This is a genomic window from Microbacterium sp. 18062, from assembly GCF_902706225.1.
Taxonomy (GTDB): domain Bacteria; phylum Actinomycetota; class Actinomycetes; order Actinomycetales; family Microbacteriaceae; genus Microbacterium.
In genome coordinates, this window is record NZ_CACSKB010000034.1 from 17,399 (window position 1) to 34,165 (window position 16,767).

Genomic DNA, 16,767 nt, shown 5'->3' on the forward strand with positions numbered 1-16,767 from the left:
GACTCCCATGCAACGCCGCATCCCCCGCTCCCTCCGTGCCGCTCTGGCGGGCCTCGCCGCCCTCGTGGTCGGCGCCGCGGCCCTCGCCGCGGCGCCCCCGGCGACCGCCGCCCCCGACGACCCGGTGCCGGCCGGGGTCACCGTGCCGCGGGTCGAGGGACTGTCCGCCGACTTCATCACCGGCGTCGATGTGTCGTCCGTGCTCTCGCTCGAGGCGTCCGGGGTGGTGTTCCGCGACGAGACCGGCGCCCCGGGCGACCTGTTCGACCTGCTCGCCGATGCCGGCGTCAGCGACGTGCGCGTGCGGGTGTGGAACGACCCGTTCGACGCGGCGGGCAACGGCTACGGCGGCGGTGACGTCGACGTCGCGCGCGCGGTTGAGATCGGCCAGCGCGCGACCTCCGCCGGTCTCGGCGTGCTGGTGGACTTCCACTACTCCGACTTCTGGGCAGACCCGGCGAAGCAGCAGGCGCCCAAGGCGTGGACCGCGCTCACGACCGGCGAGCGGGCGGATGCGGTCGGTGCCTTCACCGCAGACGCACTGGCCGACTTCGCCGCCGCCGGCGTCGACGTACGCATGGTGCAGGTCGGCAACGAGACGAACAACGGCGTCGCCGGGGTGACCGGCTGGGACGGCATGGCGCAGATCTTCTCCGCCGGCGCCGCGGCCGTGCGCGCCGCCGCGCCCGACGCGCTCGTCGCGCTGCACTTCACGAACCCGGAGCGCGCGGGCGCCTATGCCGACATCGCGGCGCAGCTGGCCTCGCGCGGCGTCGACTACGACGTGTTCGCGTCGTCCTACTATCCGTTCTGGCACGGCACGCCGGCGAATCTCACGACCGTGCTGCGGCAGATCGCCGACATCTACGGCAAGCAGGTCATGGTCGCCGAGACCTCGTGGGCGTACACGCTCGAGGACGGCGACGGCCACGGCAACGTGATCGACCTGCCGTCCGAGGCCACGCAGTACCCGGTGAGCGTGCAGGGACAGGCCACCGCGGTGCGCGACGTCGTGCAGGCGGTCGCCGACGTGGGCGCAGCCGGGATCGGCGTCTACTACTGGGAGCCGGCGTGGCTGCCGGTCGGCCCGCCCGAGGAGCTCGAGCAGAACAGGCTGCTGTGGGAGCGCGACGGATCCGGCTGGGCGTCGAGCTTCGCGGGCGAGTACGACCCGCACGACGCCGGCCGGTGGTACGGCGGCTCCGCGTGGGACAACCAGGCGCTGTTCGCCCACGACGGCATGGCACTCGAGTCGCTGCGGGTCTTCTCCTACGTGCGCACCGGCGCGGTCGCCCCGCGCGAGGTGACGGATGTGGCCACGGTCGTGCTCTCGGTCGCCGAGGGCGACCCGGTCGCGCTGCCGGCCACCGTCGCGGTCTCGTACAACGACGGCACGTCCGAGGAGCAGGCGGTCGCCTGGACGCCCGGGACGGAGTGGATCTCGGGGGTCGGCACCTACACGTTCACCGGCACGACGACGGCCGGCCTCGCGACCACCGCGACCGTGACGGTCACCGCGGTGAACCACCTGCGAAACCCCGGCTTCGAGGACCCGGACACGTCGCCGTGGACGGTCACCGGCGCCGGTCTGACGCTGCGCGCCACGGACGATCCACGCACCGGTGAGCGCTCGGCGCACTTCTACTCGGACGCCGCGTACGCGTTCGAGCTCTCGCAGACCGTGACGGGGCTTCCGGCGGGCGAGTACCGCGCGAGCGGCGCCCTCCAGGGCGACGGCGAGGATGCGGCGAGCTCGGTGCGGCTGATCGTCGAGAGCAGCGGCGGCGCCAGCGCAGACGCGCCGTTCGCGCTGTCGGGCTGGCGGGAGTGGTCGACGCCGACGGCCGGCATGATCGACGTCGCCGACGGCGAGACCGTGACCGTGCGGGTGGGCGCATCCCTCTCCGCCGGGTCGTGGGGCACGATCGACGACCTCGCCCTGACCCGGGTGGGCGGCGCGGTCTCGGACGTCGCGCCCCTCGAGGCCCTCATCGCCCGCGCCGACGCCCTCGACCGCGACGCGTACACGCCGGCGTCTCTCGCCGCCGTCGACGACGCGGTGCGGATCGCGCGCTTCGTGCTGAGCGCCGAGGCGCCCGCGGCCGACCGGCTGGACGCGGCCGCCGCACTCCTCACAGAGGCCCTCGACGCGCTCGTCGCCGTCGACGGCGGGGGCGGCGATGACGACGGCTCCGGCGGCGGTTCGACCGGCCCCGGTCCGGGCGGCCCGATCGCGGACGGCGGTTCGGCGGGCGCGGGCGAGGCGGCCTCCGCTCCCCTGGCCTCGACGGGACAGCCCGATCCCGCCCCGATCGTGTGGTCGGCCACGCTGCTGCTGACCGTGGGCTCGCTCGCCCTGTTCGCCGCCCGTCGCCGCACGCGCCGCACCTGAGACGGGCGCCGCCCCCTCAGACGGGCGCCGCCGCACCATCCGTGTCTCACTTGAGCATCTCAGAACCGGCATTCCGCTGCACAAGTGAGACACGGATGCCGCACGAGTGACGGCTCAGCCCTTGACGGCGAGCGCGGCCTGGTAGAGCTCGCGCGAGGAGTGCCCGGTCGCGGCGGCGACCTCGCCCGCAGCATCCTTCAGGCGCGTCCCGGCGCGCACCTGCTCGAGCACCTGGGTGACCGCATCCGGGAACTCCACGCGGGTGCGCTCGGCGCCGGCGACGACCACGACGATCTCGCCGCGCACTCCCCCGGCGGCCCAGTCGGCGAGCTCGGCGAGCGTTCCCCGAGCCGTCTCCTCGTGCAGTTTGGTGAGCTCCCGCGACACCGACGCCCGGCGGTCGGCGCCGAACGCGTCGCGCAGGTCGACGAGCGCCTCTGCGATCCGCGAGGGCGCCTCGAAGAACACGGTCGTGCGCTCCTCGCCGGCCAGTCGCGCGAGCGCCTTGCGCCGATCGCCGCCCTTGCGCGGCAGGAACCCCTCGAACGCGAACCGGTCGGTGGGCAGACCGGACACCGCGAGCGCCGCGAGCACGGCCGAGGGCCCCGGCAGCACGGTCACCCCGACCCCCTGCGCGACCGCCTCGGCGACGACGCCGTACCCGGGGTCGCTGACCGTCGGCATGCCGGCGTCGCTGAGGAGCAGGACATCCTCGGATGCGGCGCGCCGCACGAGCTCGCCCGCGCGCTGCTTCTCGTTGTGATCGTGCAGCGCCACCAGCTGCGGACGGTTCTCCACCCCGAGCGCGGCCAGCAGCCGCTGGGTCGTGCGGGTGTCCTCGGCGGCGATGACGGTCGCCGCCTCGAGCGCCTCGACCAGGCGCCGCGTCGCATCTCCCAGGTTGCCGATGGGCGTCGCCGCGAGGATGATCACGGCCCCAGCATAAGCTGGGCGTCGTGACCACGAGCGCCCCGCCGTTGCTGCCGACGACGAGCCCGTCGATCTACGACCGCCGGATGTCACGGGTGCGTTCGAGCCCGGTCCTCGCCCGCCGGATCGACCTCTGGGCACCGATCGCGGTCACCCTGCTCGCCGCCCTCGCCCGGTTCGCGAACCTCGGCCATCCCCAGGCCGTCGTCTTCGACGAGACCTACTACGTGAAGGACTCGTGGTCGCAGTGGAACCTGGGATACACCGCGAAATGGCCGGACGGCGCCGACGAGGCGTTCGCGTCCGGCGATCCGTCGGGCTTCCTGACGGAGGCGAGCTTCTCGGTCCACCCGCCCCTCGGGCGCTGGCTCATCGGCGCCGGCATGTGGCTGTTCGGCGCGGACAGCGCCTTCGGCTGGCGGTTCTCGGTCGCGCTGTTCGGCACCGCGACCGTGCTGCTGGTCTACCTCGTCGCCAAGACCCTCACCGGCTCCACGCCGCTCGCGACCGTGGCCGGGTTCCTGCTCGCGATCGACGGTCTCTCGATCGTGCTGAGCCGCGTCGCGCTGCTCGACGGCTTGCTCGCGTTCTTCACCCTCCTCGCGTTCTGGTTCGTGCTCCTCGACCGGCGACGGCATCCGGCCCGGCTCGCCGCGAGGCTGGACCTCTCCGCGGACGATCCGCCGCCGTGGGGACCGGTGCTCTGGAACCGCCCGTGGCTGTTCGCCGCGGGGGCCGCCGCCGGCGCCGCGACCGGAGTCAAATGGTCGGGGCTGTACGTGCTCGCCGCCCTCGGGGTCTACGCCGTGGTCGCCGACGCGCTCGCGCGCCGGCGCCTGGGCGTCCTCTACTGGCCCGCCGACGCCATCCGGCAGGGTGCCGTCTCGTTCGTGCTCCTGGTGCCGGTCGCGTTCGTGGTGTACCTCGCGTCGTGGACCGGATGGCTCGTGAGCTCCGGCGGCTGGGACCGGCAGAGCGGCGCGACGGACGCGGCCACGGGGTTCTGGGCGTGGGTGCCGACGCCGCTGCAGAGCCTGTGGAACTACCACGAGGCGATGTATGCGTTCCATGTGGGCCTGTCGACCCCGCACGGCTACGAGAGCCCGGCCTGGCAATGGCCGCTGCTCGTGCGGCCGACCTCGATGTTCTGGGAGCAGGACGGCGACACGGTGCAGGCCGTGTCGAGCATCCCGAATCCGCTGCTGTGGTGGGCGGGCGTCGCCGCCGCCGCCCTGCTCGCGGTGCTGTTCGTGCGGCGCCGGGACTGGCGGGCGGCCTTCGTGCTCACCGCGATCACCGCGACCTATCTGCCGTGGCTGATGTACCCGGAGCGCACGATCTTCCAGTTCTACACGGTCGTGATCGCGCCGTTCCTCGTGCTGGCGATCGCGCTGGCGGCGCGGGAGGTCGCCGGTGCCCCGGCGGCGAGCGTCGAACGTCGCCTGAGCGGTCAGCGCGTCGTGTGGACCTTCCTGATCGTCGTCACCGTGCTGTCGGCGTTCTGGTATCCGGTGTGGTCGGCGATCCCGGTGCCGTACGACTTCTGGCGCCTGCACAACTGGCTGCCGACCTGGGTCTGACCGCGCCCCGCCCCGCACCCTCGAGTGACCCAAACTGCCGCGAGAAACCAGTTCCACCGCGAGACTCCCCGCATAACGCGATGTCCCGGGACGCATCTGGTTTCTCGCGGGTGTGGGAGCGGAGCCGGAGCGGAGCCGGCGGGGGTCACGCGTGTTCGTCGAGGGGCGGGGCGGGGGTCACGCCGTCGATGGCGGTCTGCAGCCGCTCGAGACACTCGATCACGATGCTCGTCTCCTCGGGCGACATGTCGACGACGGCGGACAGCATCCGCTCGTGCATGCCACCGAGGGTCTCCCGCACCTCGTGGTCGGTGTCGACCGTCGGGATGACGTAGATGCTGCGACGGTCCGTCGCATGACGTTCCCGGCGCACGTGGCCCGACGCGGCGAGCCGGTCGACGATCGCCGTCATGGATGCGGTCGACACGGCGAGATAGCGGGCGAGCTCGCCCGGCGACACGAGCTGTCCGTTCCGCTGGGCCTTGAGCAGATAGCGCAGGACGAGCAGATCGTTCTCACCCATCCCCATCGACTCGCGCGTGCGCCGGCGCATGGCGACCTCGGCGGCCCGGTAGAGCCGGAACGCCTGCAGCAGATCGACGGCACGGCGACGGCGGGCATCGTCGCCGTCCGCGAACCAGTATCCGCTGTTCGGCTCGGTCGGGTCCGGCATGAGATAGATGATAGATGCGCCCGCCGAGGTCCACCGAGCGCCGAGGGGCTGCCGTCGGAACTCTGCCGCGGCCGCCTCGGTCCTGAGATCCCGCACCCGGGTCATGCCACACTTGCCGAATGCCGGAGAATGCCGCACGCCCCTCGAAGCGGGGCCCGTATGCCCGGGGGCGCAAGAACCGTCAGCTGATCCTCGACGCGGCCATGGAGGTGATCGGCGACAAGGGATACAACTCGACCCTCCTGCAGGACATCGCCGCCGAGGTGGGCATCACTCCGGCGGGGATCCTGCATCACTTCGAGTCCAAGGAGGCGCTGCTGGCCGAGGTGCTGCGGGAGCGCGACACGGTCAACCGGCAGAGGTTCGCCGGCGGAGACGAGCAGTACCCGATGACGGTCCATGTCATGCGGCACAATGCCGGCGTCCCCGGTCTGATCCAGCTGTATGTGAGCACCGTGGCCGCGGCGTCCGACCCCCACCATCCGCTGCGGGAGTACCTCCTCGAACGCGATGCCGAGATCCTCGAGAGCGTGAAGGCCGATATCGTCCGTCGGCAGGAAGCGGGCACGGTGAACCCCGGCGTCGACGCAGAGAAGTTCGCCCGCGTGCTCGTCTCCCTCTCGGACGGCCTGCAGGCCCAGTGGACGATCGACTCGACCATCGATCTGCCCGGAGTGCTGGAGTGGCTCTGGGAGACCCTCGCCGCTCCCCCGCGGTGACCGCGGCACGAGCCACCTCCGCTCCGGCCCCGACGTTCCGATGCCCGGATCGGGCGCGGCGGTGATCGCCGTGCCCGTTGCGCGAACACTGATTCTGATTTAGCTTTGGAGAGCGGCGCGCATCAGCGTGCGACGCACCTGCTCACAACGACGACGACGTACCGAGAGTTGAGGCGAAGATGCCCAGGAGACATGGATTCGGTGTGCTGTCCGCGGCGGTGGCCGCGGCGCTGATGCTGACCGCGTGCGGTTCGGCGGGAGACGAGCCGACCGGGGATGACGGGGCGGCCGGTTCGGCCCCGCTGCTGCGGATCGGCACGATGCTCGAGCCCACCAGCTGGGATCCGGCCCAGGCGAACGAGGGGCATCCGCTGCCGTTCTACCAGCCCGTCTACGACTCGCTCATCACCCGCGCCCCGGACGGAACGCTCGAGCCGATGCTCGCAACCGACTGGCGGGTGGGCGACGACCTGCTCTCGCTCACCCTCACGCTCGAGGAGGGCGTCACGTTCACCGACGGAGCGGTGCTCGACGCCGATGCCGTGAAGCGGAACCTCGAGCATTTCGCGGCCGCGGGCGGTCCCATGGCATCCAATCTGGCGTCCGTGGACAGCATCGACACCCCCGACGACTCGACCGTGATCCTGAACCTCGCCGAACCCGACCCGCTCCTGCCCTACTGGCTGAGCGGGCCCGCCGGGCTGATCGCCAGCCCCGAGGCAGTCGGCGGCGAGGCCATCGTCACGAGCCCGGTCGGCTCGGGTCCGTACACTCTCGACGAGGCCTCGACGGTGGTCGGGTCCAACATCGTCTACGTCCGCAACGAGGACCACTGGGGCGAGGAACTCCCCTTCGACCGCATCGAGATCGCGGTCATGACCGATGAGACCGCCCGTCTGAACGCGCTCAAGTCGGGGCAGATCGACGTCGCCTTCCTCCAGCGCGGCGCCTCCGCCGTGGAGGCGGCCGGCGCCGGCTTCGTCAGCGAACCGCACGACATCGACTGGGAAGGGCTTCTGTTCTTCGACCGGGACGGGGCGATGATGTCGGAGCTGGCCGACGTGCGGGTCCGCGAAGCGCTGACCGTGGCCGTCGACCGCGAGGCGATCCTGGAGACCGTCCAGAACGGCCAGGGGCAGATCACGAGCCAGATCTTCGGCGCGGAGTCGCTCGGGTACATCCCAGAGCTGGACGACGCGTACGCCTACGACCCGGAGCGTGCGCAGGATCTCCTGAGCGACGCGGGCGCGGAGGACCTCGTCGTCACCCTGCCGATCAGCCCGGCGCTCGACCCCGCGATCTACGAGGCGATCATCCAGGACTGGACCGATGTCGGGATCACGGTGAACCGCCACGAGTGGGGACCCGGCCAGGCGCTGCCGGCGATGATGAGCGGCGAGGTGCCGCTGGCCTACATGGCGATCGCCCGCCAGATCGACTGGGGTCAGGTGCCCTACATCCTCGCCCCGGATGCCGGCTGGAACCCCTTCGGGACCGAAGACCCCGAGCTGTCGGAGCTCTTCGTGCAGCTGCAGTGGGCCGCCACCGAGGATGAGACGCGCGAGGCGTCGCAGAAGATCAACGAGTACCTCGTCGAGAACTTCTGGTTCAGCCCCTTCTACCGTCTGGACAAGCACCTCTACCACGACGCAGACACGGTCGTCGTGGAGAACCAAAGCGGCAACGTCGTTCCGTTCATCTACAACTACAGCCCCGCAGGCTGACCTCATCTCGAGGAGGGTGCGCCGTCTCCGGCCGGCGCACCCTCGGGGGACCCATCGTGATCTCGTTCATCCTCAAGCGCCTCGTCTCGGCGGTCGCGCTTCTGCTGGCGATCTCCTTCATCGCCTTCATGCTGCTGGCGCCCGCCGCCGGCGACATCGCGCGCAACATCCTCGGCGAGGCGGCATCGGCGGAGCAGGTCGCCATGCTCGAGGCAAGCCTGGGTCTGGACCAGCCGGCTCTGGTCCAGTTCGCGCTCTGGCTCGGCGACGCCGTCACCGGTGACCTCGGCGCCTCGTACTTCACCCGCCAGCCGGTCTGGAACTCGATCGTCACCCGGCTGCCGGTGACGCTGAGCGTCATCGTGCTGGTCACGGTCCTGACCGGGCTGGTCGCCTTCGCACTGGGCACCTGGGCCGCCGTCGCCCGCGGAGCCGTCGACCGCGTCCTGCTCTTCCTCATCACCCTGGGCGACGCCCTCCCCGCGTTCATCCTCGCGCTGCTGTTCGTCAACGTCTTCGCGTTGTGGCTCGGATGGTTCCCCGCGACCGGATACGTTCCGATCGCCGAGTCCGCCGGGGGATGGATCTGGTCGCTCGTGCTGCCGGTGACCGCACTGACGATCCTCGGCGTCGCGGGGGTGGCGCAGCAGGTGCGCAGCTCCACCATCGGCGTCCTGCACATGGACTTCATCCGAACGCTCCGAAGCAGAGGGCTGTCGGAGCGGCGCATCGTCCTGACCAGCGTCCTGCGCAACTCGTCGACGAACGGCCTGACCGCTCTGGCCGTCCAGATCGTCGGCATCCTCGGCGGATCGGTCATCATCGAGCAGATCTTCGCTCTGCCCGGTCTGGGAAGCCTGGTGATCGAGTCGACCGTGCGAACCGACATCCCGCTGATCCTCGGCATCGTCATGACCTACGTGCTCATCGTCCTCGTCATCAATCTGCTGGTCGACATCGCCGTCGCCGCCCTCAACCCGAAGGTGCGCCTGTCATGAGTGTGATCGCCGAACCGCCCGTGCCGACGATCCGCGCCCGACGCGGTGCCTCGCACCGCTTCGGGCGCGACCCCGTCGGCGTGATCGCCGCCGTGGTCGTCGCGGCGCTCGTCGTGCTGGCCCTCATCGCCCCCCTGCTCGGATTGCCCGACCCGACGCTGGTGAGCCTCCGCGACGCCGATCAGCCGCCGGGGCCGGAGCATCTGCTCGGCACCGATGCCGTGGGGAGGGACATCCTCAGCCGATTGGTCTGGGGCAGCCGTACCAACCTGCTCGGCGCCGCGCTGGCCGTGGCCGTCGCCGTGGCCGTCGGTCTGCCCAGCGGTCTGGTGGCGGGATACTTCGGCGGCTGGTTCGATCGCGTCGCCGACTGGGTCAACAGCCTCAACATGGCACTGCCGGGTATCGTCGTCGTCCTCGCCGTGCGCTCGGTCACCGGCCCCAGCGTGTGGATCGCGATGGCGGTCTTCGGCATCGTGCTGGCGCCCGCGATCTTCCGCCTCGTGCGCGCCGCCGTGCAGAGCGTGCGCGGCGAGCTCTACGTCGACGCCGCCCGCGTCTCGGGGCTGGGGGACGCCCGCATCATCTCCCGTCATGTGCTGACCGTGGTGCGCGCGCCGATCATCATCCAGGTCGCCCGACTGACCGGCATCGCGATCGGCATCCAGGCGGGATTGGAGTTCCTCGGCGTCAGCGACAACACGGTCCCGTCGTGGGGCAACATGCTCAACGAAGGCTTCCGTCGGATGGCCCTCAACCCCCAGCTGGTCCTGTGGCCGAGCCTGTTCATCGCACTGACCTGCATGGCGCTGATCCTTCTCGGCAACAGTCTGAGAGACGCGCTGGAGGACAGCGGTCGCCGGCGCACGCCACACGACCGGCGCAGGAGCCCGACGACCGTTCCGGCCGACACGCCCGCCGACCCCGCCGCGCTGCTGTCGGTGCGGCAGCTGCACGTAGGCTACGGCTCCGGTGCGGAGCAGGTCGAGGTCGTCCGCGGCATAGACCTCGACGTCGCACCGGGCGAGGTGCTCGGGCTGATCGGCGAGTCGGGCTCGGGGAAGACCCAGACCGCGTTCTCCGTGCTTGGGCTGCTCCCCGACGGCGGGCGGGTCGTCCGCGGGTCGGTCGTCTTCGACGGACGCGAGATGACGGCCTCGTCCGCGACCGAGCGCCAGCGCCTGCGCGGAGTGGAGATCGCGTACATCCCGCAGGAGCCGATGAGCAACCTCGACCCGACGGCGCGGATCGGTCATCAGCTGACGACGCCCCTGCGCGTGCGGCTCGGCCTGTCGGCACGAGAGGCGAAGACCCGTGCGCTGACCCTCCTGGAGAAGGTCGGAATCCCCGATCCGGAGAAGGCGTTCGGGGCGTACCCGCACGAGATCTCGGGAGGGATGGCCCAGCGCGTGCTCATCGCCGGGGCGGTGTCGTGCAACCCGCGGCTGCTCATCGCGGACGAACCGACGACGGCGCTGGATGTCACCGTGCAGGCCGAGGTGCTCGATCTCCTTCGGGATCTGCAGGCGGAGACCGGCATGTCGATGATCATCGTGACGCACGACTTCGGCGTCGTCGCCGACATCTGCGACCGTGTCGCGGTGATGCAGAACGGCCGCATCGTCGAGACCGCGGACACGTCGGCCGTGTTCGCGTCGCCCGAGAACGAGTACACGCGCCGGCTGGTCGGGTCGATGCTGGAGGGCAGGCCCGCCCGCCGCAATCCCTTCGGCGACCCCGCCGACCCCTTCGCGGACGGCGGTGAGCGGCGATGAGCGAACAGCCCGTGCTTCTGCGCGTGAGAGGCCTGGACGTCGTCTACAAGGGCCGCCGGAGACGCGACGACTTCCCCGCGCTGCGCGACGTGAGCTTCGCCGTGCGTCGCGCAGAGACCTACGGCCTGGTCGGCGAGTCGGGCTCGGGCAAGAGCACGATCGGCCGGGCGATACTGGGCCTCGTCCCCGTCGCGCGCGGAACGATCGCGTTCGAGCAGAAGGACATCACGGGACTACGCGGACGCGGCCGACGACGTCTCGCGGCCGACATCCAGGTGGTCTTCCAAGACCCCTACACGTCGCTGAACCCCTCGATGGAGGTCGAGGATATCCTCGCCGAGCCGCTGACGATCGCCGGCTGGACGCGCTCGGACGCCCGAAGGCGGATCGCCGCGCTCCTCGACGACGTGCGCCTTCCCGCCGACTCCGGCAGGCGACTGCCCCGGGAGTTCTCCGGCGGACAGCGTCAGCGCATCGCCATCGCCCGCGCCATGGCCCTGCAGCCGAAGCTCATCGTCTGCGACGAACCGGTCTCGGCCCTCGACCTGACGACGCAGGAGCTCGTGCTGCAGCTGTTCGTCGACATCCAGGAGGCGACCGGGGTGTCCTACCTGTTCATCACGCACGATCTCGCGGTCGTACGCCACATCAGCCACCAGGTCGGAGTCCTCTACCGCGGCGATCTCGTCGAGCACGGGCGGGCGGATGCGGTCACCTCCGCGCCGCAGCATCCGTACACCCAGCGGCTGTTCATGTCGGCCCCCGTCCCCGATCCCGCCCGGCAGGCGGAGCGTCGGGCTCAGCGCCGCGCGCTGGCCGACGCGCCGCCGCGGGCCGTGTGACCCGCTCGCACCCGCAGCCCCCTCCCCCAATGCCCCTCGACGAACGGAGAGACATCCCCATGGTGCACCCTGCCGCGCCGCGCAAGTCCCGCCGGGGCCGCGCTTTCGCGGTGACCCCAGACGGCATCGAGTACCGCGATCTCAACCGCAACGGCGTCATGGACCCCTACGAGGATCCGCGGCGTCCCGTCGAGGATCGCGTCGCCGACCTGATGGCGCGGATGTCCGTCGAGGAGAAGGCGGGGCTGCTGTACCATGCGGTCGCCAGCGTCTCCTCGACCGGCCGCATCGACGACGACGTGCCGCAGCCGACACGTCCCGTCGCCCGGGAGCTCGTCGGCGACCGGCACGTCACCCACGTCAATCTTCAGGCGATCGCCCGCGCGCGGGAGACGGCCCGATGGACCAACGAGCTGCAGGAGCTCGCCGAGTCGCGGGGCCCGCACGGCATCCCCGTCACCTTCTCCAGCGATCCCCGCCATGCCTTCATCGAGAACATGGGAGCGTCCTTCCGTTCCCAGGACTACTCGTCGTGGCCCGAGCCGATCGGGCTCGGCGCCCTCGATGACGAGGACACCGTCCGCGAGTTCGCGGACATCGCCCGCCGGGAGTATCTCGCACTCGGCATCCGCTCTTCGCTGCATCCGACGCTCGACCTGGCGACCGAGCCGCGCTGGGCCCGCCAGTACAGCACCTTCGGTGCGGACGCCGAGCGGGCGTCGCGCTTGGGCGTGGCCTACCTCGAAGGCTTCCAAGGACCGGTCGTCGGGACCGACAGCGTGGCCTGCATGGCCAAGCACTTCCCGGGCGGAGGCCCGCAGCTCGACGGTGAGGATCCGCACTTCCCCTACGGGCGTGAGCAGGTGTACCCGGGCGACTCCTTCGAGTACCACCTTCTGCCGTTTCGACGGGCGGTCGAGTACGGGGTCTCGGCGATCATGCCGTACTACGGCATGCCGGTCGGTCTCGTGCGCGACGGCCGGCCGGTCGAGGAGGTGGGCTTCGGGTTCAACCGCGAGCTCATCACGGGACTGCTTCGCGAAGAGCTCGGGTACGACGGCGTGATCTGCACGGACTGGGGGCTGATCAACGACTCGCAGCTGGGCGGGAAGTGGCTGCCCGCACGGTCCTGGGGCGTGGAGCATCTCCGTCCCGTCGAGCGCACGGTGCGGGCCTTGGAGGCCGGGTGCGACCAACTCGGAGGAGAGAACGATCCGTCTTTGCTGCTGCGGGCGCTGGAGCAGGGGATGGTCTCGTCATCACGCGTCGACGAGTCGGTGCGCCGGCTGCTGCGCGTGAAGTTCCGGCTCGGCCTGTTCGACGATCCGTACATCGATGAGGAGGCCGCCGCGGATCTGGTGGGCGGAGCGGAGTACCGGGCCGCAGGACACCGTGCGCAGTCGCGTTCTATCACCGTGCTGAGGTCATCGAGGCGCACCCTTCCGATCGGCGCGGGCACGAGGGTCTACGCCCCCGAGATCGATCGTGACGCGCTGCGCGGGCGGGCGCTGCAGCCGGTCGAGGATGCCACGGATGCGGATCTGGCCGTCCTCCGGATGAGTGCCCCCTTCGAGCACCGCGACGAGTACATGCTGGAGTCGAGCTTCCACGCGGGCAGCCTGAACGTCCCGCAGGACGAGGTCGATCGGATCGCCGAGGTCGCGAGCGTGGTCCCGGTCGTGCTCGACGTGAGCATGGACCGTCCGGCGATCCTGACCCCCCTGCAGGAGCACGCCGACAGTCTCGTCGCCTCCTACGGCTCGTCGGATGCGGCGCTTCTGGACGCGCTGACCGGACGCATCGAGCCGGCGGGCGCCCTCCCCTTCGACCTCCCCAGCAGCATGGCGGACGTCGAAGAGGCGATGCCCGATGTCGCGGGCGGGATGAGATCCGCACTCTACGAGCGCGGCCATGGCCTGACGCTGTGGGGGGACGCACTGCCGCCCCGATGACCCGGGGACGTCCGTGCGTCATCACGCGGGCGGTGCCGCCGTCAGGTCCCCGATCTCGTGCACCGGCAGGCGGCACATGAAACCGCTGCAGTCGTACGCGGTGGCCCGGCCGTTCCGGCGGACCCGGTCCGCCAGCAGGCCGAACCCGGCCTCGGCCCACCGCCGCGCCGCATCCTCGTCGAGCACGATGACCGTGTCGGCGCGCAGCCCGCGGGCGGCGAGCGCGAGCGGATCGTCCTGATCCGCCAGCACGACCACCTGGCGCGGCGGGCGGGCGAGGCGCACGGCCACCCGCAGCAGTGCACCGTGCGCGAACGGCTCGGCCGCCGCGCGGGCGGCACGGGCGCGTACGATGGCCTCGGCGGCGGCCCGGTAGCGCTTGCCGGCGCCGAGCTCCCACAGCGTCAGGGCGGCCGCGGCCAGCGCCGACCCGCCGCTCGGCCGGTCGATGTCGGCCTCGGAGGCCGGCGGCGCTCCCTGCGCGGCGAGCACGGGGTCGCGGCCGCCGGGCACCCGGATCTCGTCGTCCGACAGACACAGATCGACGAGCCGCCGCGCCTCGAGCGCGTAGGCCGGCTCCCCCGTCGCCGTCGCCAGCGCGAGGAGCCCGCCGGCGTACGCCCCGTAGTCCTCGAGCGTCGCGGGCGCGGGCGAGGCGATCTCGTCGAGCGACGCACGGCGCAGCAGACCCGCCTCGTCGACGTTCGTCTCCTCCAGCGCATCGACCGCCCGTCGCGCCGCGTCGAGCAGGTCCGGAGCCCCCAGGCGCGCACCGGCGGCGGCGAGCGCCGCGATGGCCGAGCCGTTCCAGGCCGTGACGATCTTGCCGTCCACGGCCGGTGCCTCAAGCCCTGCGCGCCGGCGCGCGTCCGCGAGGTAGTACCCGCCTTCGTTCCGCTCCCCGGCGATGACCGACTCCGAGTCCTGCGCGGCCCCGAAGCCCCCGCCCGGGGTCTGCAGGGTGTCGATGAGGAACCGGGCGGCGGATGCGGCGACCTCCCCACGGTCCGCATCGAGCGCCGTCTCGATGAGCCCGGCGTTGTCCGACAGCATCCGCTCGTAGTGCGGCACCGTCCAGTCGCGGCGGGTCGCGTAGCGGAAGAACCCGCCGTCGACCGCGTCGCGCAGGGGCGAGGCCGCCATGGCGTCGAGGGTTCGGGCGGCGAGCGCCGCCGCATCCGGACGCACGTCGTCGAGCCCGGTGGCCTGCAGGAAGCGCAGGAGCGGCACGGTCGGGAACTTGGGGGTGCCCATCGGCGCGTCCGCCTCGGCGAAACCGCCGTACGTCCGGTCCTCGGCGGCGGCCACGAGGTCGACCAGCGCCGCGAGCTCGGCGAGGGTCGGCAGGTCGGCGCCGGAGGCGCCCGCCCCCGCGACGAGAGCGCGGTGCAGCGACTGCGACGTCTCGGCGACGGCGTCGCGACGCTCGGTCCACGCCTCGGACACCGCGAGCACCACGTCGCGGAACGCGGGCATGCCCCCGCGCGCCTCGGCGGGCCAGTAGGTCCCGGCGTAGAAGGGCCTTCCCTCCGGCGTCGTGAACACCGACAGCGGCCATCCCAGGTGGGGCGTGAACGCGGCGGCCGCGGCCAGCATCGCGGCGTCGACCTCGGGATGCTCCTCGCGGTCGACCTTGATCGCCACCAGATGGTCGTTCATCAGCGCCGCGGTCGCCGCATCCGAGAACGACTCCGCCGACATCACGTGACACCAGTGACACGTGGAGTAACCGATCGACACCAGCACCGGCACGCCACGACGCCGGGCGACCTCGAACGCCTCTTCGCCCCAGGGGTACCAGGCGACCGGCTGGGCGGCGTGCGCGCGCAGATAGGGGCTCGCGGATGCGGAGAGTCTCGAGGACATATGCCCAGGCTAGGACGCCATACCCCGGTGCGGGGCGGACGGCGGCCTCCGCATCGTGGTCGGGACGGGCCGCTCCCGGACGAGCCGGGCTCATCGCTGTGATAGGAAAGACAGGCGATCCGCGCACGCGCGGGTCGCTGGTGCTCGAACGGAACGCACGGAAGGGGGCGCGGTGGCGCAAAGACTGCCCGCGGCGCCGCCGGTACTCCCCGGCTTCACCTACGTCCGACCCCTCGGCACCGGCGGGTTCGCCGATGTCTTCCTGTTCGAGCAGGACATGCCGCGCCGGCCCGTCGCGGTGAAGGTGCTCCTCGAGGACCTCGTCGACGAGGGGCTCCTGCGGATGTTCAACGCCGAGGCCGACGTCATGGCCCGGTTGAGCGCGCATCCGTCGATCCTCACCATCTACCAGGCGAGCATCTCCTCCGACGGACGCCCGTACCTCGTCATGGAGTACTGCCCGAGCTCGCTGAGCGCGCGTTACCGACGCGAGGTCATCCCGGTCGCCGAGGTGCTGCAGGCGGGGATCAAGATCGCATCGGCGCTCGAGACCGCGCACCGCTCGGGCCTGCTCCACCGCGACATCAAGCCGTCCAACCTGCTCATCACGGCGTTCGGCGCACCCGTGCTGTCCGATTTCGGCATCGCCACCGCCCTCGGCGGCCGCGGCGAGGACGAGGTCTTCGCCATGTCGGTGCCGTGGAGCGCGCCCGAGATCATCGACGAACGCGTCGCCGGGTCGGTGCCCGCGGAGGTCTGGAGCATCGGCGCCACGGTGTACTCGCTCCTGGCCGGGCGGAGCCCGTTCGAGCGTCCCGGCTCGGGGCAGAACTCGCGCGAGCAGCTGAAGGCCCGCATCCGCCGCGCCGCCTACACCCCGGTGGGCCGGGCCGACGTGCCCGCGAGTCTCGAGGCCGTGCTCAGCCACTCGATGCAGCGGGACCCGGCAGCCCGGCAGCCCTCCACGGCGCAGTTCGCCTACGAGCTGCAGCTCGTGCAGCACGAGCTCGGCCTCCCGCACACGCCGATGGAGGTCGCCGTCGACGAGTGGGCGTCCGCAGGAGCCCCCGTCGACTTCTCCGACGACCGGGCCCGGGGACCGGTGCGCCCCGCCGTGCAGTACGAATCCCGACGCCCGACCCGCGCCCGGGGCGGTGCGGGCGCCCACCGCCCCGACGAGGGCACCGTGCTCGCCGGGGCCGAGCCCCGCCGGCGCGGCCTGTCGATGGGAGTCATCACGGCGATCGCGGTCGGCGCGGTCCTCGTGGTCGCGGTCGCCGTCGTCGTGACCGTGCTCGTCGTCGGAGGAGGCTGAG

General features: G+C 71.6%; 12 protein-coding genes. 9 read left to right on the plus strand and 3 right to left on the minus strand.

Annotation, left to right across the window (positions count from 1 at the left end):
- The first annotated feature begins 7 nt into the window (after positions 1 to 7).
- Positions 8 to 2,392 carry a glycosyl hydrolase 53 family protein gene (locus GVL03_RS12920; RefSeq protein WP_159501418.1) on the plus strand — a complete coding sequence of 795 codons (2,385 nt, stop codon included), beginning with the start codon at positions 8 to 10 and terminating at the stop codon, positions 2,390 to 2,392.
- Positions 2,393 to 2,506: 114 nt separating this feature from the next.
- Here the strand turns inward: GVL03_RS12920 and rsmI are convergent, their stop codons facing one another.
- Positions 2,507 to 3,325, minus strand: coding sequence for a 16S rRNA (cytidine(1402)-2'-O)-methyltransferase (gene rsmI / locus GVL03_RS12925; RefSeq protein WP_159501419.1), 819 nt, complete (start codon positions 3,323 to 3,325; stop codon positions 2,507 to 2,509).
- Between the two features lie 23 nt (positions 3,326 to 3,348).
- Between rsmI and GVL03_RS12930 the strand changes: the two genes are divergently transcribed.
- Complete coding sequence (locus GVL03_RS12930) at positions 3,349 to 4,902, plus strand: dolichyl-phosphate-mannose--protein mannosyltransferase (protein WP_159501420.1); 1,554 nt, start codon at positions 3,349 to 3,351, stop codon at positions 4,900 to 4,902.
- Positions 4,903 to 5,047: 145 nt separating this feature from the next.
- On the opposite strand, the gene GVL03_RS12935 is transcribed toward GVL03_RS12930, so the two are convergent.
- Positions 5,048 to 5,575 carry a MarR family winged helix-turn-helix transcriptional regulator gene (locus GVL03_RS12935; protein ID WP_159501421.1) on the minus strand — a complete coding sequence of 176 codons (528 nt, stop codon included), beginning with the start codon at positions 5,573 to 5,575 and terminating at the stop codon, positions 5,048 to 5,050.
- A gap of 119 nt (positions 5,576 to 5,694) precedes the next feature.
- Between GVL03_RS12935 and GVL03_RS12940 the strand changes: the two genes are divergently transcribed.
- From GVL03_RS12940 to GVL03_RS12965, 6 genes are all read left to right on the plus strand, one after another.
- Positions 5,695 to 6,294 carry a TetR/AcrR family transcriptional regulator gene (locus GVL03_RS12940; protein WP_159501422.1) on the plus strand — a complete coding sequence of 200 codons (600 nt, stop codon included), beginning with the start codon at positions 5,695 to 5,697 and terminating at the stop codon, positions 6,292 to 6,294.
- Between the two features lie 179 nt (positions 6,295 to 6,473).
- Positions 6,474 to 8,018, plus strand: a complete 1,545-nt coding sequence (locus GVL03_RS12945; RefSeq protein WP_159501423.1) for an ABC transporter substrate-binding protein — start codon at positions 6,474 to 6,476, stop codon at positions 8,016 to 8,018.
- Positions 8,019 to 8,074: 56 nt separating this feature from the next.
- Positions 8,075 to 9,016: an ABC transporter permease gene (locus tag GVL03_RS12950; protein ID WP_159501424.1), complete on the plus strand. Its 942-nt coding sequence runs from the start codon at positions 8,075 to 8,077 to the stop codon at positions 9,014 to 9,016.
- Entirely contained in the window at positions 9,013 to 10,791 is a 1,779-nt protein-coding gene (locus GVL03_RS12955) for a dipeptide/oligopeptide/nickel ABC transporter permease/ATP-binding protein (protein ID WP_159501425.1), read from the plus strand. Before GVL03_RS12950 ends, GVL03_RS12955 begins: the two co-directional genes overlap by 4 nt.
- Positions 10,788 to 11,633 carry an ABC transporter ATP-binding protein gene (locus GVL03_RS12960; protein WP_159501426.1) on the plus strand — a complete coding sequence of 282 codons (846 nt, stop codon included), beginning with the start codon at positions 10,788 to 10,790 and terminating at the stop codon, positions 11,631 to 11,633. The genes GVL03_RS12955 and GVL03_RS12960 overlap by 4 nt, the downstream gene beginning before the upstream one ends.
- Positions 11,634 to 11,692: 59 nt before the next feature.
- Complete coding sequence (locus tag GVL03_RS12965) at positions 11,693 to 13,585, plus strand: glycoside hydrolase family 3 protein (protein WP_159501427.1); 1,893 nt, start codon at positions 11,693 to 11,695, stop codon at positions 13,583 to 13,585.
- A gap of 21 nt (positions 13,586 to 13,606) precedes the next feature.
- Here the strand turns inward: GVL03_RS12965 and GVL03_RS12970 are convergent, their stop codons facing one another.
- Positions 13,607 to 15,451: a thioredoxin domain-containing protein gene (locus tag GVL03_RS12970; RefSeq protein WP_159501428.1), complete on the minus strand. Its 1,845-nt coding sequence runs from the start codon at positions 15,449 to 15,451 to the stop codon at positions 13,607 to 13,609.
- A 172-nt stretch (positions 15,452 to 15,623) separates the two neighbouring features.
- On the opposite strand from GVL03_RS12970, the gene GVL03_RS12975 reads away from it, so the two are divergent.
- Positions 15,624 to 16,766, plus strand: coding sequence for a serine/threonine-protein kinase (locus GVL03_RS12975; RefSeq protein WP_159501429.1), 1,143 nt, complete (start codon positions 15,624 to 15,626; stop codon positions 16,764 to 16,766).
- The last annotated feature ends 1 nt before the right edge of the window (position 16,767 follow it).

Coding starts and splice junctions, on each gene's coding strand:
- GVL03_RS12920 (WP_159501418.1), top strand. CDS start 8: ATGCAACGCCGCATCCCCCGCTCCCTCCGTGCCGCTCTGGCGGGCCTC.
- GVL03_RS12955 (WP_159501425.1), top strand. CDS start 9,013: ATGAGTGTGATCGCCGAACCGCCCGTGCCGACGATCCGCGCCCGACGC.
- GVL03_RS12935 (WP_159501421.1), bottom strand. CDS start 5,575: ATGCCGGACCCGACCGAGCCGAACAGCGGATACTGGTTCGCGGACGGC.
- GVL03_RS12945 (WP_159501423.1), top strand. CDS start 6,474: ATGCCCAGGAGACATGGATTCGGTGTGCTGTCCGCGGCGGTGGCCGCG.
- GVL03_RS12970 (WP_159501428.1), bottom strand. CDS start 15,451: ATGTCCTCGAGACTCTCCGCATCCGCGAGCCCCTATCTGCGCGCGCAC.
- GVL03_RS12960 (WP_159501426.1), top strand. CDS start 10,788: ATGAGCGAACAGCCCGTGCTTCTGCGCGTGAGAGGCCTGGACGTCGTC.
- GVL03_RS12965 (WP_159501427.1), top strand. CDS start 11,693: ATGGTGCACCCTGCCGCGCCGCGCAAGTCCCGCCGGGGCCGCGCTTTC.
- GVL03_RS12940 (WP_159501422.1), top strand. CDS start 5,695: ATGCCGGAGAATGCCGCACGCCCCTCGAAGCGGGGCCCGTATGCCCGG.